At 45.3% G+C, this 25,205-nt stretch carries 25 protein-coding genes; 10 read left to right on the forward strand and 15 right to left on the reverse strand.

The genetic code is table 11. The features are described from left to right. The 9 genes from ICN26_RS05575 to ICN26_RS05615 are packed head-to-tail and all read right to left on the reverse strand — an operon-like array spanning position 1 to position 9,996. Complete coding sequence (locus tag ICN26_RS05575) at positions 1 to 735, reverse strand: lysophospholipid acyltransferase family protein (RefSeq protein ID WP_216267462.1); 735 nt, start codon at positions 733 to 735, stop codon at positions 1 to 3. Positions 736 to 742: 7 nt separating this feature from the next. Further along, positions 743 to 1,315 (reverse strand): D-glycero-beta-D-manno-heptose 1,7-bisphosphate 7-phosphatase, encoded by a 573-nt coding sequence (gene gmhB / locus ICN26_RS05580; RefSeq protein WP_216267463.1) that lies wholly within the window; start codon positions 1,313 to 1,315, stop codon positions 743 to 745. Then, positions 1,312 to 3,450: a glycine--tRNA ligase subunit beta gene (gene glyS / locus ICN26_RS05585; RefSeq protein ID WP_216267464.1), complete on the reverse strand. Its 2,139-nt coding sequence runs from the start codon at positions 3,448 to 3,450 to the stop codon at positions 1,312 to 1,314. Before glyS ends, gmhB begins: the two co-directional genes overlap by 4 nt. Positions 3,451 to 3,466: 16 nt before the next feature. Beyond that, a complete protein-coding gene (glyQ, locus tag ICN26_RS05590; protein WP_015422011.1) occupies positions 3,467 to 4,351 on the reverse strand; it encodes a glycine--tRNA ligase subunit alpha in 885 nt (294 codons plus the stop codon). A 60-nt stretch (positions 4,352 to 4,411) separates the two neighbouring features. Then, positions 4,412 to 5,935, reverse strand: a complete 1,524-nt coding sequence (gene lnt / locus ICN26_RS05595; protein ID WP_216860369.1) for an apolipoprotein N-acyltransferase — start codon at positions 5,933 to 5,935, stop codon at positions 4,412 to 4,414. Between the two features lie 8 nt (positions 5,936 to 5,943). After that, complete coding sequence (locus ICN26_RS05600; RefSeq protein ID WP_216267465.1) at positions 5,944 to 6,783, reverse strand: CorC family transporter; 840 nt, start codon at positions 6,781 to 6,783, stop codon at positions 5,944 to 5,946. Between the two features lie 56 nt (positions 6,784 to 6,839). Then, positions 6,840 to 7,346, reverse strand: coding sequence for an rRNA maturation RNase YbeY (gene ybeY, locus ICN26_RS05605; protein WP_369411790.1), 507 nt, complete (start codon positions 7,344 to 7,346; stop codon positions 6,840 to 6,842). After that, on the reverse strand, positions 7,318 to 8,676 hold the full coding sequence (gene miaB, locus ICN26_RS05610) for a tRNA (N6-isopentenyl adenosine(37)-C2)-methylthiotransferase MiaB (protein WP_216267467.1): 1,359 nt from the start codon (positions 8,674 to 8,676) through the stop codon (positions 7,318 to 7,320). The genes ybeY and miaB overlap by 29 nt, the downstream gene beginning before the upstream one ends. A 57-nt stretch (positions 8,677 to 8,733) precedes the next feature. Further along, the gene (locus ICN26_RS05615; protein WP_216267468.1) at positions 8,734 to 9,996 is read right to left on the reverse strand and encodes a putative Na+/H+ antiporter; all 1,263 of its coding nucleotides are present in this window, start codon (positions 9,994 to 9,996) and stop codon (positions 8,734 to 8,736) included. An 81-nt stretch (positions 9,997 to 10,077) separates the two neighbouring features. On the opposite strand from ICN26_RS05615, the gene ICN26_RS05620 reads away from it, so the two are divergent. Both ICN26_RS05620 and htpG read left to right on the forward strand, forming a co-directional pair. Then, entirely contained in the window at positions 10,078 to 10,488 is a 411-nt protein-coding gene (locus ICN26_RS05620) for a rhodanese-like domain-containing protein (RefSeq protein ID WP_216267469.1), read from the forward strand. Between the two features lie 90 nt (positions 10,489 to 10,578). Next, positions 10,579 to 12,477 (forward strand): molecular chaperone HtpG, encoded by a 1,899-nt coding sequence (gene htpG / locus ICN26_RS05625; protein ID WP_216267470.1) that lies wholly within the window; start codon positions 10,579 to 10,581, stop codon positions 12,475 to 12,477. A gap of 80 nt (positions 12,478 to 12,557) precedes the next feature. On the opposite strand, the gene ICN26_RS05630 is transcribed toward htpG, so the two are convergent. Further along, the gene (locus tag ICN26_RS05630; protein WP_216267471.1) at positions 12,558 to 12,845 is read right to left on the reverse strand and encodes a YMGG-like glycine zipper-containing protein; all 288 of its coding nucleotides are present in this window, start codon (positions 12,843 to 12,845) and stop codon (positions 12,558 to 12,560) included. Positions 12,846 to 12,900: 55 nt separating this feature from the next. After that, positions 12,901 to 13,263, reverse strand: a complete 363-nt coding sequence (locus tag ICN26_RS05635; protein ID WP_216267472.1) for a Rap1a/Tai family immunity protein — start codon at positions 13,261 to 13,263, stop codon at positions 12,901 to 12,903. Between the two features lie 138 nt (positions 13,264 to 13,401). Between ICN26_RS05635 and ICN26_RS05640 the strand changes: the two genes are divergently transcribed. The 3 genes from ICN26_RS05640 (at position 13,402) to ICN26_RS05650 (ending at position 16,593) form a co-directional block, all read left to right on the forward strand. Further along, on the forward strand, positions 13,402 to 14,604 hold the full coding sequence (locus tag ICN26_RS05640; RefSeq protein WP_216267673.1) for an ammonium transporter: 1,203 nt from the start codon (positions 13,402 to 13,404) through the stop codon (positions 14,602 to 14,604). A gap of 35 nt (positions 14,605 to 14,639) precedes the next feature. Continuing rightward, entirely contained in the window at positions 14,640 to 15,164 is a 525-nt protein-coding gene (locus ICN26_RS05645) for a gamma carbonic anhydrase family protein (protein ID WP_216267473.1), read from the forward strand. Positions 15,165 to 15,255: 91 nt separating this feature from the next. Continuing rightward, positions 15,256 to 16,593 carry an NAD(P)H-dependent oxidoreductase gene (locus ICN26_RS05650; protein ID WP_216267474.1) on the forward strand — a complete coding sequence of 446 codons (1,338 nt, stop codon included), beginning with the start codon at positions 15,256 to 15,258 and terminating at the stop codon, positions 16,591 to 16,593. A gap of 3 nt (positions 16,594 to 16,596) precedes the next feature. Here the strand turns inward: ICN26_RS05650 and ICN26_RS05655 are convergent, their stop codons facing one another. After that, a complete protein-coding gene (locus ICN26_RS05655) occupies positions 16,597 to 17,448 on the reverse strand; it encodes a DMT family transporter (protein WP_216267475.1) in 852 nt (283 codons plus the stop codon). Beyond that, positions 17,445 to 18,341: a LysR substrate-binding domain-containing protein gene (locus ICN26_RS05660; RefSeq protein WP_255534389.1), complete on the reverse strand. Its 897-nt coding sequence runs from the start codon at positions 18,339 to 18,341 to the stop codon at positions 17,445 to 17,447. The genes ICN26_RS05655 and ICN26_RS05660 overlap by 4 nt, the downstream gene beginning before the upstream one ends. Positions 18,342 to 18,488: 147 nt before the next feature. Between ICN26_RS05660 and ICN26_RS05665 the strand changes: the two genes are divergently transcribed. From ICN26_RS05665 to ICN26_RS05680, 4 genes are all read left to right on the forward strand, one after another. After that, positions 18,489 to 19,328: a class II aldolase/adducin family protein gene (locus ICN26_RS05665; protein ID WP_215325765.1), complete on the forward strand. Its 840-nt coding sequence runs from the start codon at positions 18,489 to 18,491 to the stop codon at positions 19,326 to 19,328. A gap of 46 nt (positions 19,329 to 19,374) precedes the next feature. After that, entirely contained in the window at positions 19,375 to 20,931 is a 1,557-nt protein-coding gene (locus ICN26_RS05670) for a Rieske 2Fe-2S domain-containing protein (protein WP_216267477.1), read from the forward strand. A gap of 64 nt (positions 20,932 to 20,995) precedes the next feature. Further along, complete coding sequence (locus ICN26_RS05675) at positions 20,996 to 21,283, forward strand: 2Fe-2S iron-sulfur cluster-binding protein (protein WP_369411791.1); 288 nt, start codon at positions 20,996 to 20,998, stop codon at positions 21,281 to 21,283. Further along, entirely contained in the window at positions 21,273 to 22,217 is a 945-nt protein-coding gene (locus ICN26_RS05680) for a ketopantoate reductase family protein (RefSeq protein WP_216267478.1), read from the forward strand. Before ICN26_RS05675 ends, ICN26_RS05680 begins: the two co-directional genes overlap by 11 nt. Here the strand turns inward: ICN26_RS05680 and maiA are convergent. Then, positions 22,210 to 22,878 (reverse strand): maleylacetoacetate isomerase, encoded by a 669-nt coding sequence (gene maiA / locus ICN26_RS05685; protein WP_216267479.1) that lies wholly within the window; start codon positions 22,876 to 22,878, stop codon positions 22,210 to 22,212. The genes ICN26_RS05680 and maiA overlap by 8 nt on opposite strands. A gap of 81 nt (positions 22,879 to 22,959) precedes the next feature. On the opposite strand from maiA, the gene ICN26_RS05690 reads away from it, so the two are divergent. Next, the gene (locus tag ICN26_RS05690) at positions 22,960 to 23,589 is read left to right on the forward strand and encodes a trimeric intracellular cation channel family protein (protein WP_216267480.1); all 630 of its coding nucleotides are present in this window, start codon (positions 22,960 to 22,962) and stop codon (positions 23,587 to 23,589) included. Here ICN26_RS05690 and ICN26_RS05695 read toward each other — a convergent pair. Then, a complete protein-coding gene (locus ICN26_RS05695) occupies positions 23,576 to 25,174 on the reverse strand; it encodes a gamma-glutamyltransferase family protein (RefSeq protein ID WP_216267481.1) in 1,599 nt (532 codons plus the stop codon). The genes ICN26_RS05690 and ICN26_RS05695 overlap by 14 nt on opposite strands. Between the last annotated feature and the right edge of the window lie 31 nt (positions 25,175 to 25,205).

A 25,205-nucleotide genomic window follows, 5' to 3' on the forward strand; every position in this document is an offset into this window, starting at 1 on the left:
TTACTGGTAAGCAGTAGGATCAATCACCCGCATTTCAGACTCAATCCACTTCTCTACTTCTTGATGAAGTTGACCACCTGTTTTTCCAGTAGAGGTAATGGCGGGGCCGATTGAGAAGATCACTGTACCTGCTTGCTTTAGAAAACTATTTTTAGGCCAGCAACGACCGGCATTGTGGGCAATCGGAATAACTAAAGCTTCAGTAGCGCTCGCTAGTCTTGCGCCACCTTTGCTGTAGGGCTTATGAGATCCGGTAGGCGTTCTGGTCCCCTCTGGAAACAACAAAATCCATTTACCTTCACTTAAGCGTTTTTTTCCTTGACCAACAACAGAGATGGCGGCAGTTTCTTTGCTGTTGCGATTGATATGAATCATCTTGAGTAAAGCCAAAGCCCAGCCAAAGAAAGGGATCCAAAGTAACTCCCTTTTGAAAACAAAGCAAACCTGCTTGGGAAGTAGGGCGATATAGAAAATAGTTTCGTACGCAGATTGATGCTTACTTAGAACGACAACAGACTTATCTAAAACCGCCATCATGTTCTCCATCCCACGAATCTCGTAACGAATTCCACAAAGAGGCTGCAAAATCCAGATGACAGCTTTATTCCAAAGCCCAATAAAGCGATAACGATTCTCAGGATTGAGGAATGGAAAAACGAGGATGCAAAGTACCGACCAGATTGGCGTGAATATCAGCAAAAATAGGGTGAATAAGGCTGAGCGAATAAAAGTCATATTGGCATTAAACCTGATCTTGTAGGAGTGCGGTAGCAAATGCCATCAAATCCACATGAATCTGTGTTCCCTCTGGGAGGCCACCTTTATCTAGGGTTTTACTGCCCTTGCCGGTTAACACTAAATGCGGACTAGCGCCCAATGCAACTCCTGCCTGTAAGTCACGCAAGGAGTCGCCCACAATCGGCACACCTAATAAGGGCGTGATACTCTGATTTTTCTTGTAACGCAGCGCTATCTCTTTCATCATCCCTGGTAGGGGTTTGCGGCAATCGCATGCATTAGCGTCTGTATGTGGGCAAAAGAAAATACTATCGATATGACCGCCCAAGGGTTTGAGGAGTTTATCCATCTTGCTATGCATTGCATGCAGATCATTGATATTAAAATAGCCTCGCGCTAACCCAGATTGATTGGTTGCCACAGCGATTTGATAGCCCGCTTGATTGAGTAGTGCAATAGCTTCAAGACTGCCTGACAGGGGAACCCACTCATCACTCGACTTGACATAATCATCTCGGTCTTCATTGATCACGCCATCGCGATCAAGAATGATTAGTTTGGAAGAGCTATTGCTCATGCTAATTTGCCGAGGTCGGCAATAAGATTCATTTTCTGGTGAAGTTGTTGCAGGAGAGCTAGGCGGTTATCACGCAGCTCTGGATTGGGGTCCATCACCATGACATCGGCAAAGAATTGATCGATTGGAGTACTTAAAGCTACGAGAGCTTTTAATAGATCCACAAACTGACGTTGCTCATAAGCAGCAGTCAGCGTTGGGGTGAGCTTCTCAAGCGCTTGGTGTAGAGCGATTTCAGCAGGAACTTGTAAGAGCTTGCTTGAGCAGGCTCCCGGAATAGTAGCGACATTCTTTTTCAGGATATTGCTGATACGCTTGTTGGCAGCAGCTAACTGAGCAGCTTCCGCTAAGGAATTAAATTCACGTAATGCAGTTAAGCGATCTATCAAGTCATTTAATTGGGCAGGTGATTGACTTAATACTGCATCAATCTCTTCGGTAGTGAATGGTTTGCCAGCAACCGCTTGGTCACGTAAGTAAGCGCGTAGGCGATCAATAATGAAAGCATTAATATCTTCAGCCTTTGCTTTTTCTTGAACGTCTTTCTGGGGAAATTGTTTGCGTGCCAGCTCAATTAGGTGAGGCAGGCTTAGGCTGAGATTCTTCTCCAGCAAGAGCCGGCAGATTCCGAGAGCATGACGACGTAGGGCGTAGGGGTCTTTATCACCAGTTGGTGCAAGGCCAACACCCCAAATACCGACAAGGGTTTCTAGCTTGTCGGCAATCGCTAAGATGGTGCCGGTTTGAGTCTGGGGTAATGCGTCACCAGCAAATCGAGGCATGTAATGCTCGCTACAAGCAGAGGCTACTTCAGCATTTTCGCCATCGTGGGTTGCATAGTAGCGACCCACGATGCCTTGGAGTTCTGGGAACTCGCCAACCATATCAGTTAATAAATCCGTTTTAGCAATCTCAGCAGCACGGCTAGCCAGCGTTTCATTAGCTGATAAAGTTTTTGCAACGCCAACAGCAATACCTTGAACACGCTTGGTGCGATCCAATTGGTTGCCGAGCTGATTGTGATAAACCACTTTTCCTAGATCAGCTACGCGAGATGCTAGTGGACGCTTTTGATCTTGTTGGAAGAAGAAGCGTGCATCGGAAAGTCGTGGACGCACTACACGTTCATTGCCAGAAATAATTGCTTCTGGTTTATCAGTCTCGATGTTGGAAACAATCAGAAAACGATTGCGTAATTTACCTTGCTTGTCAGTTAAAGCAAAGTATTTTTGATTGGTCTGCATTGTCAGAATCAAGCATTCCTGTGGAACCTCTAAGAACTCTTGATCAAAGTGACACTCATAAATTGCTGGCCACTCTACTAAGGCAGTTACTTCATCTAAGAGACTATCTGGCATCAAAACTAAATCGGAGCCAGCAGCCTTTAATAATGCGGATTCGATAAATTCACGGCGCTTGTCAAAGCTTGGTAACACTTTTGCTTTGGTGGTGAGGTCAGACTCATACTGATCTGCAGAGGCAATAGAAATGACGCCTGGAGCCAGAAAGCGGTGGCCTTCTGTTTGGTTTCCAGCGTCAATGCCTAGTGCGCTGATATGTAATGTTTGTTTGCCATGGATAGCGATGATGCTGTGCGCTGGGCGTGCAAACTCAACGTCTGCTAATTCACCATTTTTCTGCAACACTTGGTAATGCATCATTTTGGCGATGGGTAATTTGCTCAGCGTCTGCTCGAGGGCTTGTTGCGCAGTTTGCTCTAATGCTGCACCTTTGGCGATGACATTGAGATACAACGCTTCATTTTTTCCTTCACCGGCTTTCTCTAAGGTGGAGAGGTCAATATCAGCGTAACCCAAGGCAGCTAATTTCTTTTGTAGTGGCGCAGTCGGCTTTCCATCAGCATCAAAAGCAATGCTGGTCGGCAGTAATTTTTCACGTACCGGATAGTCGGGAGCTTGGCTCAAGACATTGGTAATTTGAACGGCAAGGCGACGCGGTGTAGCGAAGCCAGTAGCAAAAGAGTTGTCACTCAAGAGTCCTGCAGCTTTTAGGGTTGAATAAATACCCTCACTAAAAGCATCGCCTAAGCGGCGTAATGATTTTGGTGGAAGCTCTTCAGTAAACAACTCAATCAGAAAGTTGTCTGATCGAGAAAGGGAGTTCGGTGTACTCATAATTTGATTGAGCTACTTAGGCTTTAGATTGACGTTGGCACATCGGGAATCCCAATTTCTCGCGAGACTCAAAGTAAGCCTGCGCTACTGCGCGAGAAAGATTGCGGATACGTCCGATATAGGCTGCACGCTCGGTAACCGAGATAGCACCTCGGGCGTCAAGTAAGTTAAAGGTATGTCCTGCCTTAAGTACCATTTCATAAGCGGGCAAGGCTAATGGCACTTCCATCAAACGCTTGGCTTCACTTTCATAGTTGGTGAAGTTTGCAAACAAGAGGTCGGTGTTGGAATGTTCAAAGTTATAGCAAGATTGCTCCACTTCATTTTGGTGATACACGTCACCATAAGAGATGCCGTCTGCCCAAACGAGGTCGTAAACGTTAGAGCAATTTTGGATATACATTGCCAAGCGTTCAATACCGTAGGTGATTTCGCCTAAAACAGGTTTGCAGTCAATGCCGCCCACTTGCTGGAAATAGGTGAATTGAGTTACTTCCATGCCGTTAAGCCAAACTTCCCAGCCCAAGCCCCATGCGCCCAAGGTCGGGTTTTCCCAGTCATCTTCAACAAAACGTACATCGTTCTTTTGAAGATCAAGACCTAAGGCTGCAAGCGATCCTAAGTAGAGCTCAAGAATATTTTCTGGCGCAGGCTTCAGTACTACTTGGTACTGGTAGTAGTGCTGCAGGCGATTCGGATTTTCTCCGTAGCGACCATCTTTGGGTCTACGTGAAGGTTGGACGTATGCTGCTTTCCATGGCTCAGGGCCAATGGCTCTCAAGAAAGTAGCTGTATGGGATGTACCGGCACCGACCTCAAGGTCAATAGGTTGCAATAGGGCGCAACCTTGTTGGTCCCAGTAATCTTGGAGTTTTAAAATGATTTGCTGAAAAGTAAGCATGATGTACCTGGCTAAGCCTTTGATTTTACATGGCTAAGCTAGCGAACTAGGAAATTGCACTTAGATTCGTTTTTGGCGAATTAGACCCAGAAGGAGTAAGAGAGCAGAAAGGCTCAAAATGGGCGCGTTTCCCCAAAGTACGTAAGGAGTTGTGCCGGAGTAGGCTTGGATCTTAATGCTAAGTACCCCCTGGGTAAATTCATCGAGTTGTGACAGTACTTTGCCATCTGGCCCAAGCGCTGCCGTGATGCCTGTATTAGTGGCACGTAAGGCTGGAAGGCCAGTCTCCAAGGAGCGCAACTGGGATAACCTCAACTGCTGAGCTGGTGCTTGAGAATCCCCAAACCAGGCCAGATTGGTCATATTGATCAATAGGTTGACAGGTTGACTACTGTGAAGAATGCGGGAAGCTAATTCCCCGCCAAAGACATCCTCATAACAAATCGTGATTGCCGCATGAATCACATCTTTTCCAGAGCGAATAATGCTGAAAGGAGCTTGATCTTGCTTGCCTCGTGCAAAGTCGCTCATGGGTACGTTGAAGGCATTTACAAACCAATGAAAACCCGGCGGAATAAATTCTCCAAAAGGTACCAAGTGCGATTTGTCATATTGATATCTTGGTGCATTCGGAGAGAGTCCAAGCGCACGATTGGTGAACTGTGCCCCAGCGGAATTACCCGTCTCTCCAATCACGCCAAGCAAGACATTGCTAGAGGTGTTAGTGGAAAACTGTTGGAGTGATCCCAATAGGCCTGTAGGAAGATTGCTTTGGGGCCAGGGGTAAGCAGTCTCTGGAGTGATGATGAGATCTGCTGATTGACTCTCGATGGCGTTGGTATAAAAACTAAATTGCTCTTCAATAGCTTTGGGATTGAACTTGAGGCTCTGCTCAAAATTTCCCTGAATTAAACGAACACTGAGTGGCTCGCCAATCGGTTTTGTGAAAGTCCAGAAGCTAGCAAGTTGCGCAAGAGTGATGGCAGAAATAATGCAGGCACCACTATAAAAGATATTTTTCTTGAGTTGACTGATTTCCCAAGAGACCCACACCACTAAAAATGTGCATGCCAGACCGCCGAAGAATGGTGCTGCTGGTGCGAAGGGGCCATTGAATTGGGCTTCAGCAAATCCCATCCAAGGAAAGCCGGTAAAGACCACGCTACGTAGATATTCAATAATTACCCATGAGGCCGCTAGTACCAGACCTGTCAGGCGCTTATGTTTTGCCAGGCAGAGGGAGAGAGAGGCGCTGGAGAAAAATAAAGCCATTCCAGCAGCCAGTAAAAATACCGCTAAGCAAGAAAGTACAGCATGCATTCCGCCTATGTCATGCAGACTAATGTAGATCCACCATAGACCGAGAACAAAGTAGCCTAGACCAAAGGACATTCCAGAAATAAATCGATCTTTGATGGTCGCACTTACTTGCTGACCCATCCTCCACCAAATTAAACTTAAGATCGGGATTTGTATCCAGCCACCATTCGGTAGTTCTGCTGCTGCAGCCAGTAAGACTCCGAGAAAAAATAGCAGCAATACATTGGCGCTATTCGGAAGCCTTGCTGATTGTGAATCAATCAAGGTAATTCTCAGGAAGGTTTTTTCGGGAGTTGTCGTGCAAGCAGAATATGAATTTGTCTTGGGTCGGCACGCTGAACCTCAAATTCAACCCCATCGATTTCAATCAGTTCACCCATCTTCGGCACTCGACCAAGATGCTGAATAACTAAACCTGCAACCGTTTCGATACCTTCAACATCAAATTGCGTACCCAAGGTCTCGTTAAATTGCTCGAGCTCGGTAATTCCCTTCACGCGAATATCACCATTGTCTAAAGAGATTAGGTTATCTGCCTCTTCATCAATATCGTGCTCATCTTCAATGTCGCCAACAATTTGCTCAAGCACGTCTTCAATTGTAATGACGCCAGCGACGCTGCTGTATTCATCTACGACAATAGCTAAGTGATTGCGGTTGTCTTTGAAGTCACGTAGCAACACGCTTAAGCGCTTAGATTCAGGAATAAATACTGCGGGACGGAGCCAATCACGCACCTGAAAATCTTTTTCAGTGGAGTGACGCAATAAATCTTTTGCCAACAGTATGCCAACCACATTGTCACGAGTACCTTCAAATGCAGGGAAGCGTGAATGAGCGGCAGCAATCACACTTTTGATGATTTCCGATAAAGGCTGGCTAATGTCAATCCAGTCAATCTGCGCTCTGGGAATCAAAATATCGCGCGCACATAATTGACCTACCTGGAATACTCCCTCAATCATGGAGAGGGCATCTGCATCAATTAAGCCCTCTGTCTGAGCTTCTCTGAGGGTATCAATCAGCTCCTGACGACGTTCTGCTGGACTGGTTGGCTGTGGCGTTAAAAAATCGGCCAAGCGTTCTAAAAGGGATTTATTGGGGTCAGGCATATGTCAAGAATATCGCAGAAATAAGTAAATTCAATGAAGGAGGTATTAAGAGTCTCTTAAATGGGTGCGTAGGGATTGGCAAAGCCCATAGATGTCAGGAGGGTGATTTCCTTACTTTCCATTTTCTTTGCCTCTTTATCGTTCTCATGGTCAAGACCTTGGGCATGTAAGCAGCCATGAATAATCAGATGAGCTAAGTGAGCTTTAGCAGTCTTGTTTTGTTCTGAGGCCTCTTTTTGAATCACGGGGAGGCAAAAAATAATGTCGGCAGTCAAAGTCTTGTTGCTGAGCTCATATGGAAAAGTGAGGACATTAGTCGCATAGTCTTTACTGCGAAAGGCAAAATTGAGTTTTTTCCCTTCAACTGCATTAACAAAGCGTAAGGTAATCAGACCATTTAAATGAACCGCTGCCTTTACCCATTTTTTGATTACTGCTTGAGAAGCAATCGTCAAAACTTTTTCCTCAATTGCAGTGCTAGCAAACTGAATATCTATCTCTAATTTAGAAGGGGACGATTGCTTGCCTGCCATATTAATGGGCGTGCGCAGAAGTGAGTTCACTGATGAGATCACCTCGGAGTGTGTAATTGAGCGCTTCAGTGATGCGGATGTCTACCATTTGACCAATGAGTGATTCGATATCTGCATCTGGCGCAGTAAAGTGTATTACCCGATTATTGGTAGCGCGACCTTGCAGGTTCACTCCATCCTTTGCTAAGCCTTCAACCAGAACTCGTTCAGTATTACCCAGCATATCTTTACTAATCTGATTTGCTTGTGACTCAACTAGCGCAAGCAAAGTTTGTAGTCGCTTGAGTTTGACTTCATAAGGCGTGTCATCGCTTAAATTGGCAGCGGGTGTCCCAGGACGTGCGCTGAAAATAAAGCAAAAGCTATTATCAAAATTGAGTTCTTCAACCATTTTGAGAAGCTTTGCAAAGTCTTCATCTGTTTCGCCAGGAAAGCCCACAATGAAGTCGCTGGAGAGTGTCAGGTCGGGCCTCACAACACGCATCTTGCGAATAATGCTTTTGTATTCTAAGGCGGTGTAGCCACGTTTCATTGCAGATAAAACGGAGTCGGATGCGTGTTGCACTGGAAGATGCAAGTGGCTCACCAGCTTAGGAACTTTTGCGTAGACATCAATCAAGCGCTGGGTAAATTCTTTTGGGTGGCTAGTAGTAAAACGAATTCTTTCAACACCCGGAATTTCTGCAATATATTCAATCAGTAGCGCAAAGTCTGCAATCTCTTCCGTATCACCCATTTTGCCAAGATAAGCATTCACATTTTGACCTAGTAAGACAATTTCTTTCACCCCTTGAGCTGCAAGACCGGCTACTTCTGTCAATACGTCATCAAAGGGGCGCGATACTTCTTCGCCGCGAGTGTAAGGAACCACGCAGTAGCTGCAGTATTTTGAGCAGCCTTCCATAATGGAAACATAAGCCGAGCCGCGCGTTTGACGAGAGGCGGGTAGATGATCAAACTTTTCTATTTCTGGAAAAGAGATATCCACTTGAGGCCTGCCAGTTTCGCGACGTTGCGTAATGAGATCAGACAAGCGATGCAGCGTTTGTGGACCAAAGACCACATCCACATAAGGAGCTCGGCTAATAATCTGTTGACCTTCTTGGCTGGCAACGCAACCGCCAACACCAATCAATAAATCGGGTTTGGTCTTCTTGAGCTCACGCAGGCGCCCTAAGTCAGAAAATACCTTATCTTCTGCTTTTTCACGAATCGAGCAGGTGTTCAATAGAACCACATCTGCATCTTCAGGGGTGTTGGTCATGACCATGCCTTCATTGGCATGAAGGAGGTCGGCCATCTTGCCCGAGTCATACTCGTTCATTTGACAGCCAAAGGTTTTGATATAGAGCTTTTTCATATGCCGTTCTCAGGTTTATAGCTGGGGGCGAAGCTGAGATTTTACGGGATAAGTCGCTTAGAGAAGACGTAGGGCCAGAATCGCAACAATGGTTGGTGGAATGGCGGCTACCAATAACAAGCCTGCCGAAACAGCCGCATTGGGGAAGTAAATACGCAAAATAGCCAGTCCAGCAGGATTGGGGGCATTGGCAATGACGGTTAGGCCGCCGCCTGCTACTGCGCCGCCAACCAAAGCTAACTTGAATTCTGGGGTAGTGCCCTGTACTAATGAGCCTAAATAAGTGAGTGCCGCATTATCAGTAATTGCCGTTAATGCCAGGCTGCCATAGAAAACGGCCGTCGGGCTCATGGTTTCCAGAATCGGTTGTAGCCACCACCCTTGCAGTCCACCCAATACGACTAATCCACCCAAGAAGAATCCCACCAGCAAAGCTTCACGCAAGATGAGCGGGCTTTGATGTTTTGGATAAGCGGTGGTGTAGCCAATGAAAAAAAGTAGTAGCCACATGAAAATCACGGGGTCATGTGCAAAAGCCACAATACCCAGCAAAAAGAGTAGATGAATGGCTGTGATGGCGATCGGAATGCGAACGTGATCAGCTTTGCTCGTAGGTTCAATTAATTGCTTATAAAAAAGCAGCGTTACGATTGTTGCATTAATAAAAATGGCAATCGTTGCTTCAAGGCCAAAGTTGGCAAACATGAAAGCGCTGCTCCAGCCCCAAGTGGATGCAACCATGAGTACCGGCGGTGCTGCAAAATTAGTCAGCGTGCCACCAATTGAAATATTGACAAACAGCACACCCAAGGTACCGAATAGTAGTGGGGTAGAGCACTTGTGACGATAGACTAGGTCACGCAATAAGAAGGCTGCCAGCGTCATTGCTGCAGGCTCAGTAATCAGCGAGCCCAACAAAGGTGTGATGCTCAGGGTCAGGAAATATAGCGTAGGAGCTTGCTTGGTGCGGAAGATGAGTTGAATTACCTTACCGAGTTTGTGTAGCAGCTGGGTTGCAAAATGCAAAATCGGCTTGCTACCAGCGACCACCATAATGGCAAAAACAAATAGTGGCTCAGTGAAGTTACGTTGGTTGGCGTATTCTTTTGCTGTGGCGAGATCATTAGCAAGCCACATAAAAATAATCAAAATAGCCGCCCAAAAGCCAAAGACGATTTCTACTTCGCCAAGAAGATGCCATAAGCCGGCGTGCTTTGGAGATTTTTTAGCAAGCGCTTCAAAATACGAGGTACAAAAGGTATGAAGTACTGCGATCGCAAAAATGATGCTTGCGCCAAGCTCGGTAGGGGTAAAGTTCATAGCTACATATTATCAGGACAAGCCTGTCAAAATAGCTGCAAAACTAACTCAGTAAAACTGTTAGCAATTTAGGAGATTTTGATGAAATTGAAATTGGGTTATCAAGAATTAATTGCTAATGCGATGGCTCAAATTGAGACTGTGCCCTTAGAGCAAGCGCAACAATTTCTAGATGATCAAAATACAGTATTTGTAGATATTCGGGATGTGAGGGAGTTGGAGCGTGATGGGATGATTCCGAATGCAATTCATGCACCGCGTGGCATGTTGGAATTTTGGGTTGACCCAGACAGCCCTTATTACAAGCCGATTTTTGGTGAAGGTAAGCGTTTACTGCTGTATTGCGCATCCGCATGGCGCTCTGCCTTGGCAACAGAAACCCTTCAAAAAATGGGGGTGCCAGGTGTTTGTCATCTAGAGGGCGGTTTTAGTGCTTGGAAAAAGGCTGAATTGCCGATAGCGGAGAAACATTCAAAGCCACATCAGAGTTAAATTTCTAGCGGTGTAGATCTTGAAATGTATTAAATAAGCCCCATTTACTTGAGATGATGTTCATTGATTAAGAAGGAAGAGGGAATACGCATGACTGTAGCTAGCAAAGAAACCTTAGGCTTTCAGGCCGAGGTAAAGCAACTTTTACAACTAATGATTCATTCCTTGTATTCCAACAAGGAAATTTTTCTCCGAGAGTTGATTTCTAACGCATCCGATGCTTCAGATAAGCTTCGCTTTGAGGGAATCGAGCATCCCGATTGGTATGGCGATGATCCTGATCTGAAGATCAAAGTCAGTTTTGATAAAGCAGCCAGAACCGTAACTATTTCTGATAATGGCATTGGTATGAGCCGCGATGAAGCCATTGCTAACTTGGGCACTATTGCTCGCTCTGGTACGAAAGAATTTTTCTCCAAGCTATCCGGCGATCAACAAAAAGATGCCGCTTTAATTGGTCAGTTTGGTGTGGGCTTTTACTCAGCCTTTATTGTGGCTGACCGTATTACGGTGGAGACTCGTCGTGCTGGTCTGCCAGCGACCGATGGGGTTCGTTGGGAGTCTGATGGTTCGGGCGAATTTACGATAGAAAGTATTGATCGCTCACAACGTGGAACATCGATCATGATGCATTTACGTGAAGGTGAAGACGATTTCCTTTCTATCCATAAGCTCAAATCGATTATTCGTAAATATTCTGATCACATCTCTTTGCCGATTCAGATGAATAAAGAAGAGTGGGATGCGGATAAAAAAGAGCAGGTGATTAAAGATGAGCTTGAAAGTATTAACCAATCCAGCGCTCTATGGGCGCGCTCTAAAGCGGAGATTACTCAAGAGCAGTATGACGAGTTTTATAAGCACTTGTCTCACGACTACGAAAATCCCTTGTGCCATTCCCTGAATCGGGTTGAAGGCCGCAGTGAATTTACGCAACTACTGTATGTACCTGCACGTGCACCATTTGATTTGTGGGATCGTAATAAGCGTGGCGGTATTAAGTTGTATGTGAAGCGGGTATTCATCATGGATGATGCCGAGCAATTAATGCCGATGTATCTGCGCTTTGTTACTGGTGTGATTGATTCAACAGATCTGCCTTTAAACGTCTCCCGTGAGATTCTTCAAGAATCACGTGATGTCAAAATCATCCGTGAAAGCTCCACCAAGCGTGTGCTGAGCATGTTGGAGGATCTAGCCAATGGCGATGATGCTAAGAAAGAAAAGTACCGCACCTTCTGGGCTCAGTTTGGGCAAGTGCTTAAAGAAGGCATTGGTGAGGATCAAGCAAACCAAGAGCGCATCTTAAAACTATTACGCTTTGCAAGTACGCAAACAGATTCTGCCGATCAAACTGTTTCTTTAGCTGAATATGTTTCACGTATGAAAGAAGGTCAGGACAAGATTTATTACGTGACTGGCGATACTTTTAATGCTGCTAAAAATAGTCCGCATTTAGAAATCTTCCGAAAGAAGGGCGTTGAGGTGTTATTGCTCTCAGATCGCGTGGATGAGTGGATGCTTTCTTTCTTTACGGAGTTTGATAGCAAGCAGATGACCTCGGTAGCAAAGGGCGGGCTTGACCTTGGTAGTCTCAGTGATGAGAAGGAAAAGAAGGAGCATGAAGAAACTGAGAAGCATTTCAAGGACTTGCTCGATCGTATGAAGGCCGCTCTAGAAGACAAGGTGAAGGATGTGCGTGTGACTTTCCGCTTGACTGATTCTCCAGCTTGTTTAGTCTCTGATGAGAACGAGCTTTCTGGAAATTTATTGCGCATGCTCAAAGCAGCAGGCCAGCAAGCGCCGGATACCAAACCTATTTTGGAGATCAATCCAGAGCATCCTTTGCTCCTTAAGTTGAAGTCAGGTGATCAGCACTTTGATGAATGGACTCAGGTTTTGTTTGATCAAGCTCTCTTGGCAGAAGGTGGCCAATTGAATGATCCGGCCGCTTATGTAAAGCGTATTAATCAGCTGCTACTGTCTTAAATTACTGAAGCCTTAAAGAAAAACCGACTTGCATTACGCAGGTCGGGTTTTTATTTTCTTGCTACAAGAAATATTCAGTATTACTGAGGAGCTTTGGCTGGTTGATTATTTTTTCCAGCGTTGTAACCAGAGTTGTATTCAGAGGCCTGCTCTTTTTTGTAGGCATCGTATACGTAACCAGAGGCCGCGCCAACTGCTGCGCCACCGACTGCGCCCCAGATTGGGTTGCCGTGGAAAATAGCTGTACCTACTGCACCAGCTGCCGCACCGATACTAGCGCCAGATAAAGTACGTTGTTCGGTATTGCTCATATTGGAGCAACCTACGATTGCAAGGGTTGCGGCAGTAATAGCGATAATTTTTTTCATATCAACTCTTCCTTAGTCTATAAATTGGATTGGCTCAATAGCTTGCTTACTTAGCTTATTTTTTGGCACAAGGAAAGCGTGATTCCAAAAAGCCCAAGAAAACGCCTGCTGCTGGTTTGTCAGCAGTTTGTTGATTTGATTGGCCAAATTTTACAAATTCACTAATTACTTCATCACGGGACGGCGCTGGTTGCTTTACGCAAATATATGGCTTTGCGCGCTGAGGGTGGCGTGTAGCCAAATAAGTATCGTAAATAGCGGTTGTATAGCCTACACAAAAGCTGCGGGATTCAGGACTCGCTGGCAATTTACAAACGTTTATAAGTTCTTGTGTGCTTAGAACCTGAATTTTTTCTTGAGCCTGAGCTAAGCCAGAAAATGTGCTTAAGGCGGCCAATAGAACTAAAACTTTTTTCATGGGTTCTCCCTTGGGTGTATGTGAATTTAATAATAAACCATATTGGAGGCATCAAATTGCACTAAATAAGTGCATTAATGAGCAAATCCGGTCTTGATATTCCCCATAATGATGCAAAAAACATGGGGAGTTATTTCGGTGGAAAATTTGAAATCAGGCAGTGATGTCCTATTTATTTTGCTCGGCGCAATCATGGTCTTGGCTATGCATGCGGGATTTGCATTTCTTGAGCTCGGCACTGTACGCAAAAAGAACCAAGTCAATGCTTTGGTCAAAATCTTGGTGGATTTTGCAGTGTCAACCATTGCCTATTTCTTTATTGGCTATAGCATTGCTTACGGAGTTGATTTTTTCTCGGGCGCTGAAATCTTAGCCGAGAAAAGTGGCTATGAATTAGTCAAATTCTTTTTCTTGCTGACCTTTGCTGCTGCTATTCCAGCGATTATCTCAGGCGGTATTGCGGAGCGTGCGAAGTTCAATCCTCAACTGATTGCTACTTTTATTCTGGTGGGTTTCATCTACCCCTTCTTCGAAGGCATTGTTTGGAATCAGCATTACGGCATTCAAGCGTGGATTAAGACACTGACCGGCGAAGAGTTTCATGACTTTGCGGGATCAGTTGTGGTTCATGCAGTGGGTGGTTGGGTTGCATTGCCAGCCATCATTCTCTTGGGCGCTCGTCGCGGTCGCTATACCAAGGATGGCAACGTAGCTGCGCATCCACCATCTAGCATTCCATTCTTGGCATTGGGTGCTTGGATTTTGGCGGTAGGTTGGTTTGGATTTAACGTCATGAGTGCGCAGACTATAGATAAAGTTAGTGGCTTAGTGGCCATGAATTCTCTGATGGCAATGGTTGGCGGCACTTTGGCTGCATGGGTAATTGGTCGTAATGATCCAGGCTTTACTTACAATGGGCCTTTAGCTGGCTTAGTAGCGGTTTGTGCTGGCTCAGATCTAATGCACCCAATGGGAGCTTTAGTAGTGGGCTTAATTGCTGGCGCTCTTTTTGTCTATATGTTTACCTTAGTGCAAAACCGCTGGAAGATTGACGATGTGTTGGGTGTTTGGCCACTACATGGTTTATGCGGTTTATGGGGTGGCTTGGCTGCAGGCATCTTTGGGACAAAAGCACTCGGCGGTCTTGGCGGAGTGACTTTCCTGGGGCAGTTGATTGGGACTGGCTTAGGAGTTGCGATTGCCCTCATCAGTGGTTTTGTGGTCTATGGATTGCTAAAAGCTTCTCTAGGCATCCGGATGTCACAAGAGGAGGAGTATGAAGGTGCTGATTTAAGTATTCACCGGATTTCTTCCACTCCTGATCGTGAGCCTAACTGGTAGGCTGTCTTAAATATAGCCATTACCTATAATGAGCCATGGCTATATTTGAACTAGATGGAAATGCTCCTCGCTTAGACGAGGGAACTTGGGTTGCCGAAAGCGCAGAAGTCATCGGCAGGGTCGAGCTTCATCAAAATGCGAGTGTGTGGCCCAAAGTCGTGATCCGTGGCGATAATGATCTGATACAAATTGGCGAGGGCAGCAATGTACAAGATGCATCAATTTTGCATACCGACCCTGGTTTCCCCCTCATTATTGGTAAACAGGTTACCGTTGGCCATCAAGTAATGCTGCATGGTTGTCAAATTGGCGATGGCAGTTTAATTGGTATTGGTGCAGTGATTTTGAACGGTGCCAAAATTGGTAAAAACTGTTTAGTTGGCGCCGGAGCATTGGTCACCGAAGGTAAAGAATTTCCCAATGGCTCGATGATTTTGGGCTCACCCGCTAAGGCAGTGAAGACACTGACTCCAGAGCAAATTGCTGGCATCGAAGATATTGCTAGACGCTACGTCATTAATGCAGAGCGTTACACTAAGACGCTGAAGAAAATCGCTTAATTATCGACCACTCATTAACCTCTGCCTAAAAAAGGCATATTGGTCGCCATGATAGTCATCAAGAATGACCAAATTTTCTGGAGATGCTTAGATGTCCCTTATTCAAAAGCTCAATATACGCGCAGCTAACAACAATCCCGTGCGTGTGGGGATTATTGGGGCTGGCAAGTTCGGATCCATGTATCTTTCGCAGGCGCCGCGCACCCCAGGTATTCATTTGGTTGCGGTCGCCGATTTATCCCCCACTCGTGCAAAAGAATCGCTTGCTCGGGTAGGTTGGGATGCCCCTCGTTATAGCGCTTCCTCATTACAGGACGCCGCTAAGTCAGGCGCCACCTTTGTGACTGACGACGCAGAAAAAATGATAGCTAGTGAGCACATTGATATCGTGATCGATTCTACAGGTAGTCCAGCAGCCGGCATACGTCATGCTCTACTTTGTTTTGATCATCGTAAACACATCATCATGGTTAACGTAGAGGCAGATGTTTTGGCGGGCCCTTTACTTGCACGTAAGGCGGCAGAGGCTGGTGTGATCTACTCGATGGCTTCTGGAGATCAGCCAGCACTCATCGCCGAATTAGTGGATTGGGCAAGGACGATTGGCTTAGAAGTGGTATGTGCAGGTAAAGGCACTAAATATTTACCTATCTATCATCAGGCTACTCCCGATACTGTCTGGGGGCATTATGGATTTTCTGAGGAACAAGTTGCTGGTGGTGACTTCAATGCACAAATGTTTAATTCATTTTTGGACGGGACAAAATCTGCGCTGGAAATGGCTGCAGTATCGAACGCTTGTGATTTAACTCCACCGAGTAACGGCTTAGAGTTCCCGCCTTGTGGGGTTGATGACCTCCCACATATCTTCCGTCCCGTATCTGAAGGCGGCATTTTGAAGCAAAAAGGAACTGTCGAAGTAGTGTCTTCAATTGAGAGAGATGGCCGTCCGGTATTTAGGGATTTACGATGGGGCGTTTTTGCAGTATTTGAAGCCCCCAGTCAATATGTGATTGATTGCTTTGCACAATATGGCCTTAAAACAGATAGCACTGGAAAATATGCCGCAATGTATAAGCCCTATCACCTGATTGGCTTAGAGCTCGGTATTTCCGTCGCCAGTATTGCGGTACGGGGGGAAGCGACAGGAGCAACTGGCGACTGGCGGGGCGATGTTGTTGCTACTGCTAAGCGCACGCTGAAGGCTGGTGAGAAATTAGATGGAGAAGGTGGCTTCACGGTTTATGGAAAGCTAATGACCGCTGCAGATTCACTCAAGCTTGGTGCTCTACCAATTGGTTTAGCACACAATATGGTGTTAAACAAAGAGATTCCATCTGGGAAGCCGGTATGTTGGAGCGATGTGGATTACGACGCTACTCAGCAAGCCATTCAATTTCGACGCGAAATGGAAAAAGTATTCACTTAGGTCTTAGGTAGATATTGTGCGATGGTTCCAGATCAGCCAGATCCCTGAAGAGGCAATCAGAATCATGCCAACGACGCTTAAGCCATCGGGTAGCTCACCAAAAATCAGGTAGCCATAGCCAACCGCCCAGATCAGTTGTAAGAAAACTAAAGGGGTTAGTTTGTAGGGTCGCATTTGATAGAACGCTAGCACAACCAATAGATGGGCAATTCCGCCAAATAAGCCTATCAAACCAAATAATGCATATTCATATGCAGGTAATGTGGGAAGTGGAGCCGCAATCGGTAGTAAGACAGTAGAGATCACAAGCCCAACGATGCCGCTATAAAAGAAAGTGGTGTATTCCGAGTCTTCAACTAGTTTTCTAGTGGATAGCTGAAAGATGGCATTGAGAAATGCCATGAGAACAAGTAGTAGCGCTGCTAAATGAAAAATTGCCGAGCCTGGTCTGGCAATGAAGAGGATGCCCAGGAATCCTATTGCAGCAACCAACCAATCTTTTAGTCCAACGCGCTCACCTAATATAGGCCCTGATAGGATTGCTACCCAAATTGGAGCGGTGAATGTAATTGATGATGCCTCAGCTAAAGGCAGCCAATTGAGCCCTGCAAAAAATAAGGCTGCAGTTGCGACAAGTAAGCAAGAGCGAAAGAGTTGCAGACCTAATTTTTGAGTACGCCAGAAATTTTTCCCTAGGAAGTACCAAGCTATCGGAGCCGCAAGTAATAATTGACCAAAAAATCGAGACCACACCACAGCGATGAGATTAGTGTCTTGGACCAGAATCTTGGCCATTGCATCTACTGTAGAAAAGCAGATTCCACTTAAAATAAAAAGGAAGACTGGAGATTTCACTCCGCAGAGACCCCAGCCTTAATGCATATCCATTCTTTAAAGAGCTGAATTTTTTGACTGTTTTTAGTATTCGAACGATAGGATAAAAAATGAGTCCTATCGGTAGTGGCTAAAAAGATTCCCTCGCCGAGTTCAACCAACTCACCTCGTGAGAGCTCTCTTTCGGCAAACCGAACGCTCTCAAGTACGGCACCTATGCCATCCACGGCGGCTGAGACTGAGAGGGCTGCACGATCAAATGACATCTTTCGGCTTGATGGATTTTTAAGTTGATTAATCTCAAACCACCGCTCCCAGGTATGGTGATTCAGTGATGACTCGATGAGGGTTAACTTACTCATTAACTCTTCTACTGAAAGTGTAGGATCAATTAAGTCTGGCGAACACAGCGGCATAATTTTTTCTTCGCCCAGAGATAGAGATGTAATTCCGGGGCCTTCATGAGTTGCTTGATAGGAGATGGCAATATCAATTTCTTGATTGCGCAAAAGATCAATAGGCTCAGCGCCAGAAGTAAGTCGAATAGTAATGTCGGGATTATTTTTAATGAACTCCGGTAGTCTTGGGCTAAGCCACTTGGCAGCAAAACTAGGTGAACAGTGCAAAGCAAGAACTTGTGAGCTTGGAGCGAGCGTCACCTCATTGCATGCCGCTTCAATGACATCAAACACTCTAGAAAGCGACTCTAAAAAACGTCGCCCTTCAGCCGTTGGTTCTACTTTGCGATTCTTTCTTAGAAATAGTGACTTACCAAAATAGTCTTCGAGCTCTCTAATTTGATGGCTAATGGCTGATTGAGTGAGGTGTAGCTCTTTAGCGGCCAAGGTGAAGCTTTCTAGGCGCGCAGCCGCCTCAAAAGCCCGCAAAAGAACATAATTTGGTACTTTTCTCATGTAAATAGAATATACATGATTTTTATTCATCTATTCATGAATACTTATCGTTTGTCAAAACCTTTGGGAAAGTTGATGATTGCGGCTTAGTTAGGTTTTGAATATGGTCAAAGCATCAAATTCGCATCATTTTAAAAAGGAATTCATATGGCTGCGGTAATGGAGAAAGAACGTAAATTGAACTTGGGCGACAGAGAGTCCATTTACCAACCTGAAGACAAATCCCAGATTTTTCCTTACCAGCCAAAATTCAAAAGCTTTGCTGAGGAGCGTCAGCATCTCAAGGAGCGATTGGTTGCTGCATGCAGAGCATTTGCCCTAGAAAAGTTCGATTATGGATTTGCGGGACATTTAACAGTTCGTGATCCAGAGCATCCAAATTTGTACTGGACCAATCCAATGGCCGTGCATTTTGATCAAGTAAAAGTTTCTAACTTAATCTTGGCAGATCATGAAGGCAATATTTTGGAAGGTAAACATGCATTGAATCGTGCTGGATTTGTGTTGCACGCAGCGGTTCATGAAAAGCATCCTGATATCGTGGCTATGTGTCATGCACATACAGTCTATGGAACAGCATTTGCAGCGCTAGGTAAACCACTAGATCCAATCTCTCAAGATGCCGCAGCATTCTTTGAGGACCATATGGTTTTAGCGGAACAAGCTGGCCAAGTCGCCGTTGAGGATAATTCAGGCTATAACGTAGCGGGCTCATTAAAAAAAGTGAAAGCGATTATTCACCGCAATCATGGCTTATTAACAGTAAGTCGTCATAGTATTGAGGCTGCAGCTTTCTGGTTTATAGCCTTAGAGCGTTGCTGCAAACAGCAGATGATTGTTGAGGCAACAGGCATTAAGCCTGTGTTGTTATCACCAGAAACTGCGCGTTACAGCCGTGAACACGTGGGTAGTGAGTATATTGGTTGGTTACACTTCCAGCCAATCTGGGGTTATCTAAAAGAAAACCAGCCAGATATGTTTGAGTAATTGAATAGTTTTAGACATAGCTAGTGAATCAATAGGAGCACCATTAATGAAGAGTAAACAGGAACAAGCGGAAAAAAAGGTCGGAGCATCCGCAGGGTCTGGAACACCCAAGAAATTGGTTCCTTACGGTGGCTACTACACAAATAAAGTTCCAGGACATGATCCTGAGCTCACAGAGGTTGGTCCTGGCACGCCAACAGGCGAGTACATGCGCGGCTTTTGGCATCCAGTTTGTATGTCAATTGAATTAACCGACACACCAAAATTTTTAACTATCTTGTGTGAAGAGTTGGTAGCGTTTCGTGATGGTAGTGGCCGCATTGGGGTTTTACATGCGCACTGCGTTCATCGCGGCGCTTCACTAGAGTATGGGCAGATTCAAGATCGTGGCATTAAGTGTTGTTATCACGGCATGGTATTTGATGTAGACGGTACTTGTTTGAATGCGCCCTTCCCTAAAGGCGAAGAAGCGGAAGCAAAAAAATATGCATGCTCAATTCAACAGGGCGCCTACAAAGCTTTCGAAAGAAATGGCTTAGTATTTGCCTATATGGGCGCACCTGATAAAGAGCCACCATTTCCAGAGTGGGAGTCTGATTTCACGGTAGCTCCTGGCGATGAGCTTGTGCCATATAGCAATTTCCAACACTGTAATTGGTTGCAAGTTCAAGACAATGCTGCGGATAACTTTCATACAGCTGAATTACATGCTGCCAAAAACGTAGTAGGCGGTCACTTTCAAGGCACAACTTTTGATGAGGTAGGCTCTCCAACAATGGAAGTTCATCCGGATATGCAGTTTGTGCCAATCCATGGTGGGCGAGGCTTGGCTTGTTCTGGTGCACGTCGTGTCAATAACGATAAATTGTTTATACGTGTTCAACATCAAGTACTACCAAACCTCAGCTTGCATGCCTACACTTCTGAGGATGGCTCTAATAAGAAGCTATTTAGCCGGTTTCACATTATTCGCTGGACGGTTCCAGTCGATGATTTCAATAGCAAGATGATTGGCTGGCGTGTGATGGGCCCCGGCATTGATACGCGTGGAATCGGACAAAAAGAGCTGGTCGGATATGAATCAATCGACTTTTTGGATGGCCAAGTTGCCTTGAGAAGGGCTGAGCGTTTTGGTAAGCACACAATTAACGATATTGTGGACATTCCTACTGATCACAGGGCGCGCTCCAATTACAAGATGGCTCAATATGCGCCAGGTGATTACGAGGCAATCATTAGTCAAAGACCGATAGCAATCCATGCTCTAGAGAATCCCACTAAATTTGATGCAGGCCCTTATTTATTTAGGAAGATGCTGCGGGATGCTATTCGAGGCTCTAATCCAGCGGCAAGTGCAGAAGCCTTTGCTGAGTGGTTAAAGGAATTGAATGGTGCGCCCAATAGTTATTGCTCTGGTAATGTATTTGAATTACCAATTGGTGCCACTACTGAAGATGAGGTAGCGCAAAGACGATTTGTTGCTAAAGGTGTAATTGCGATTCTCACGGAGAGTGAGCAGCATAAAGGCAAAGAGCGCACTGACTTTGTAAAGCAAAAAATGGAAGAGCTTGAGCAAACTGCAAAAGCACAATTTAAGCATTAATCTTTAGATCAGAAGAAATGGGCTGCGATTACAGCCCATTCTTTGTGTGGAGCGAGACAAAAAAGTGAATACAATTTCCAGTGCGGACTCTGAACAACTAGTGATCGAGATTCAGAGTACTGGCCAAAAAATAAGTATCACGAGAGCCGAGTCAATCATCGATGCTTTGGCAAGATCAGGCATTGAGATAGCTACCTCTTGTCAATCAGGTTTATGTGGTACCTGTAAGACAAGATATCTCAGTGGTGATGTAGAGCATGGAGATTGTATTTTGAGTGATCTCGAGCATCAAGAGTATTTAACCCCCTGCATCTCTCATATCAAAAGCGGAACACTGGTCCTTGATTTATAAAACACAAAGTGATCAAAAAATATATGTTTTAGGTGCGGGTGCAGTAGGGTGTTACTTTGGTGGTATGTTAGCTCGAGCACATCATGATGTTACTTTTGTTGCAAGACCTGAGCGTGCAGCGGCCTTGAATGCATCTGGCTTAGAGTTGGATTGCAAAACATTTCATGAGACAGTGAAAGTCAGAGCAAGTTCCGATCTTTCCGTTTTGAGTGATGCAGATTTAGTTTTGCTAAGCGTAAAGTCACTCGATACAGAGCGGACTATGGCAGATGTTAAGTCTATTTTGCCAAGCAAGGCACTGATCCTCAGTTTGCAAAATGGGATAGCCAATATCGATATTGCCTCCAAAATAGTGGCCAACCCAGTTTATGCAGCAGTGGTCTATGTCGCAGCCGGTATGGTCGGTCATAGAACTATGAAACATCACGGTAGAGGTGAGCTACTGATTGGTGATATGAAAGAAAGTGCCTTAGGAGATGAGCAAAATCTGAAAGAGATATGCAAACTGTTTGAAGTCGCAGATGTTCCGTGTACGATTAGCCCGCAGATTAAAAGAGAGATGTGGCTAAAGTTTTTGGTGAACTGTTCTTTTAATGCTATTTCTGGCATTGGCCAGATTTCTTATGGGGAGATGGTTAAGTCCCCCGGCATTGTCAATCTGATTGAAGAAATTACTAGGGAATTTTTGGCTATTGCCGCGCTTGAGAATGTCAACATCACTCTGGCAGAGGCGCTTGCCGCAAACGAGTCAATAGCGACCACTATGGTTACGCAGATTTCCTCTACAGCTCAAGATTTATTTAAGGGAAAAATGACAGAGATTGATTTCTTAAATGGCTATATTGTGGAATTGGGTAAGCGCCATGGGGTCGCTACACCGTACAACGAATCTGTTAATGCCTTAGTCAAAATGCTCGAATCCCAAATTAAATAGAGGGGTTTGGTCCTTCAGCATCGATTTGTTTTTCCCAAGAGGCATTCATAAATGCCGGTAGCTTCATACATTCATTAAATATCTTCATCAGTGTGGGATAGGCCCTCATATCCATCTTGATACTTAATGCATTAAAAATTTGAGGAATTAAACAAATATCGATCAAGCCAGGCTGATCTCCGCAAGCAAAGTGACCTACTCTTGCATCAGCGCTTAATTGTTTCTCCAGGCTATCTAATCCTAATACCATCCAGTGTTGATACCACACCTCTTTCGATTCCATGCTGATTCCTAACTTTTGAATCAGATATCGCAATACCCGTAAATTACTAATCGGGTGAATATCGATCGCAATATCCATCGCTAATGAGCGTACCCAAGCTCTATCAATTGCATTCTTTGGCAAAAGTGATGGGCTTGGATGAGTCTCCTCTAGGTACTCAATGATGGCAAGAGATTGGTGGATGCTGTGAGTTCCGTCACTATAAAGAGGTATCAGGCAATTCGGATTCTTGCGACTGTATTCAGGCGAAGATTGTTTCCCACCATTTTTTACGAGATGGACAGGAATTACCTCGTAATCAAGATTTTTTAAATTAAGAGCAATGCGCACCCGAAAGGCTGCAGAGCTTCGCCAAAAGCTATAAAGCTGAGTTTTCATAAAAGATTCCTTTGGGGTATTACCTTCAGTATATTAAGGACTTCATTGAGTGACTGATAGCGATGATTTAGACTAGTCAGTATGGATCAAATTAATTTTTGGATTGGCATTATTGCCACGATCGCTTTTGCGGTGACGGGTGTTCTAGCTATTGCTGATCGCGGAGTCGATCTTTTTGGTGTATTGGTTTTGGGGATCATCACTGCCATTGGTGGTGGAACACTGCGTGACATCATTTTGGATGTCCCTGCATTTTGGTCTATTGCCCAAATTTACATCTGGGTAGCCTTGGGTGCGTGCATCGTAACTTTTGTAGCGGAATCTTTTTTTACACAGCCGCAAATTTATCGTTGGATGCTCTATATCGATGGACTTGGTGCTGCTTTGTTTGGCATTCAGGGAGCAGATAAAGCTTGGAACTTAGGCTTTGGGTTGCCGGTTGCCCCCGTGATTCTGGGCATGGTTACTGCGATTGGTGGTGGCTTGTTGCGCGATATATTGGCAGGCAGAAAAACTTTATTGATGTCACATGAGCTGTATGCAATCCCTGTTACTTTGGGTTGCTGCATCTATATTCTGATTTTGAATTTTCTCCCGGCATACACACTCGAGGGATCGGTGATGTGCATGCTAGGTATTTTTGGACTACGCGCAGCTGCCATTTATTGGGATCTGCGCGTACCCAAATTATTTATTACTAAAACGCGCTAACGGCGCCATCACTGCGGGGATCCCAGCCGCCATGTAGCGTGCCTGATGGATCGCGAATAATGCAACCAGCATGGCCAACGGTTTCATCAAAGGCATCGAGCATTTCAATCTCGTGTCCTAGAGCATGTAGCTCTTTAGCAACCCATGGACTAAAGCGTGACTCTAATTTCAAGCTGTCACTAGTTTGTCCCCAGGTTCTTCCGAGCAACCAGCGTGGACGACTGATAGCGTCCTGTGGATCAAGTCCATAGGTTGCTGTGCGAGTGAAGACTGCACACTGTGTTTGGGGTTGACCATCGCCACCCATGGTGCCATACACCATTGACCGACCATCCTTAAATAAAGCCATGGCTGGATTCAATGTATGGAATGGTTTGCGATAGGGTTCAAGGTGATTGAGTGTCTTTGGATCCAGCGAGAAACTGCATCCGCGGTTCTGCCAGTTCACACCAGACTTGGGTAATACGATGCCAGCACCAAACTCGTGATAAATACTTTGAATAAAGGAAACACAATTTCCATTGCCATCGATTACACCCATCCAAATCGTATCGGCCGGTCCTTTGCCTTGACCCCAAGGCAATGCCTTTTCAGGATCAATGTTTTTTGCTAATTTCTTTAAGAATGCAGGAGCCAAGAAAGACTGCGCATTTCTTGTCATGTACGCTGGATCAGTGACAAATTGATCGCGCACCTTGAATGCTTGTTTGGTAGCTTCAACGCAGTGATGAACATATTCAGCACTATCGACTTTGAATCGCTTGAGATTGAGTTGATCTAAGATGCCGATGATCATTAAAGACACAACCCCTTGGGTTGGTGGAGTCATGTTGTATACATTGCCCATGCTGTGCTTGAGCTCAAGCGGGTCAATCAGCTTCGCTTGATGGCGATGCAGGTCAGATAGTCTGAGGGGGCTACCGATCTCTGTCAGTTCTTTTGCAAGTAGCTCGGCTAAATCACCGCGATAGTAATCCTCTGTGCTCTTGCGAGAGATTTGGCGCAAGGTTTTTGCAAGGCGCTCTTGTTTAAAGATGCTACCTACTTCAGGAGCCTTGCCATGAACTAAAAATGTCTCTGAAAATCCTGGAATGGGGCTTAACTCCACTCTCTTTTTTTCAGTCAAACTTGATTGACTGTGAGTTACCGGGACCCCAGCTTCAGCATAGTGAATGGCATCTGCCAATAAGCGGGAGAGTGGGAGCCTTCCGCCTAAGCCTTGTTTCGAAAGCTTTTGCGCTGCACCCCAGCCAGAAATGGTGCCTGCAACAGTATTGGCTGCAATGGCACCCCGAAACGGAATAGCTTTGGTGACTCCGCGCTCCGCGTACCACTGTTTGGTTGCTAAACCGGCCGCTGCACCGCAGGCATCAATTCCGCCCATGGCTTTACCAGGGGAGTGAACTACCCAGAAAGAGTCACCGCCAATGGAGTTCATATGGGGGTAAACAACGGCAATGGTCGCTGCTGCTGCGATCATTGCCTCTAATGCATTACCACCTTCACGCAGTACCGCCAATGCTGATTCAGATGCTAGTGAGTGTGGCGCTACCGCCATCCCTCGAATACCCCATTTTTGTTGCATTACTAAATCCCTTTGACTGCTGTCTCAATAT

It is taken from the genome of Polynucleobacter hallstattensis, assembly GCF_018881835.1.
In the GTDB taxonomy this organism is placed as follows: domain Bacteria; phylum Pseudomonadota; class Gammaproteobacteria; order Burkholderiales; family Burkholderiaceae; genus Polynucleobacter; species Polynucleobacter hallstattensis.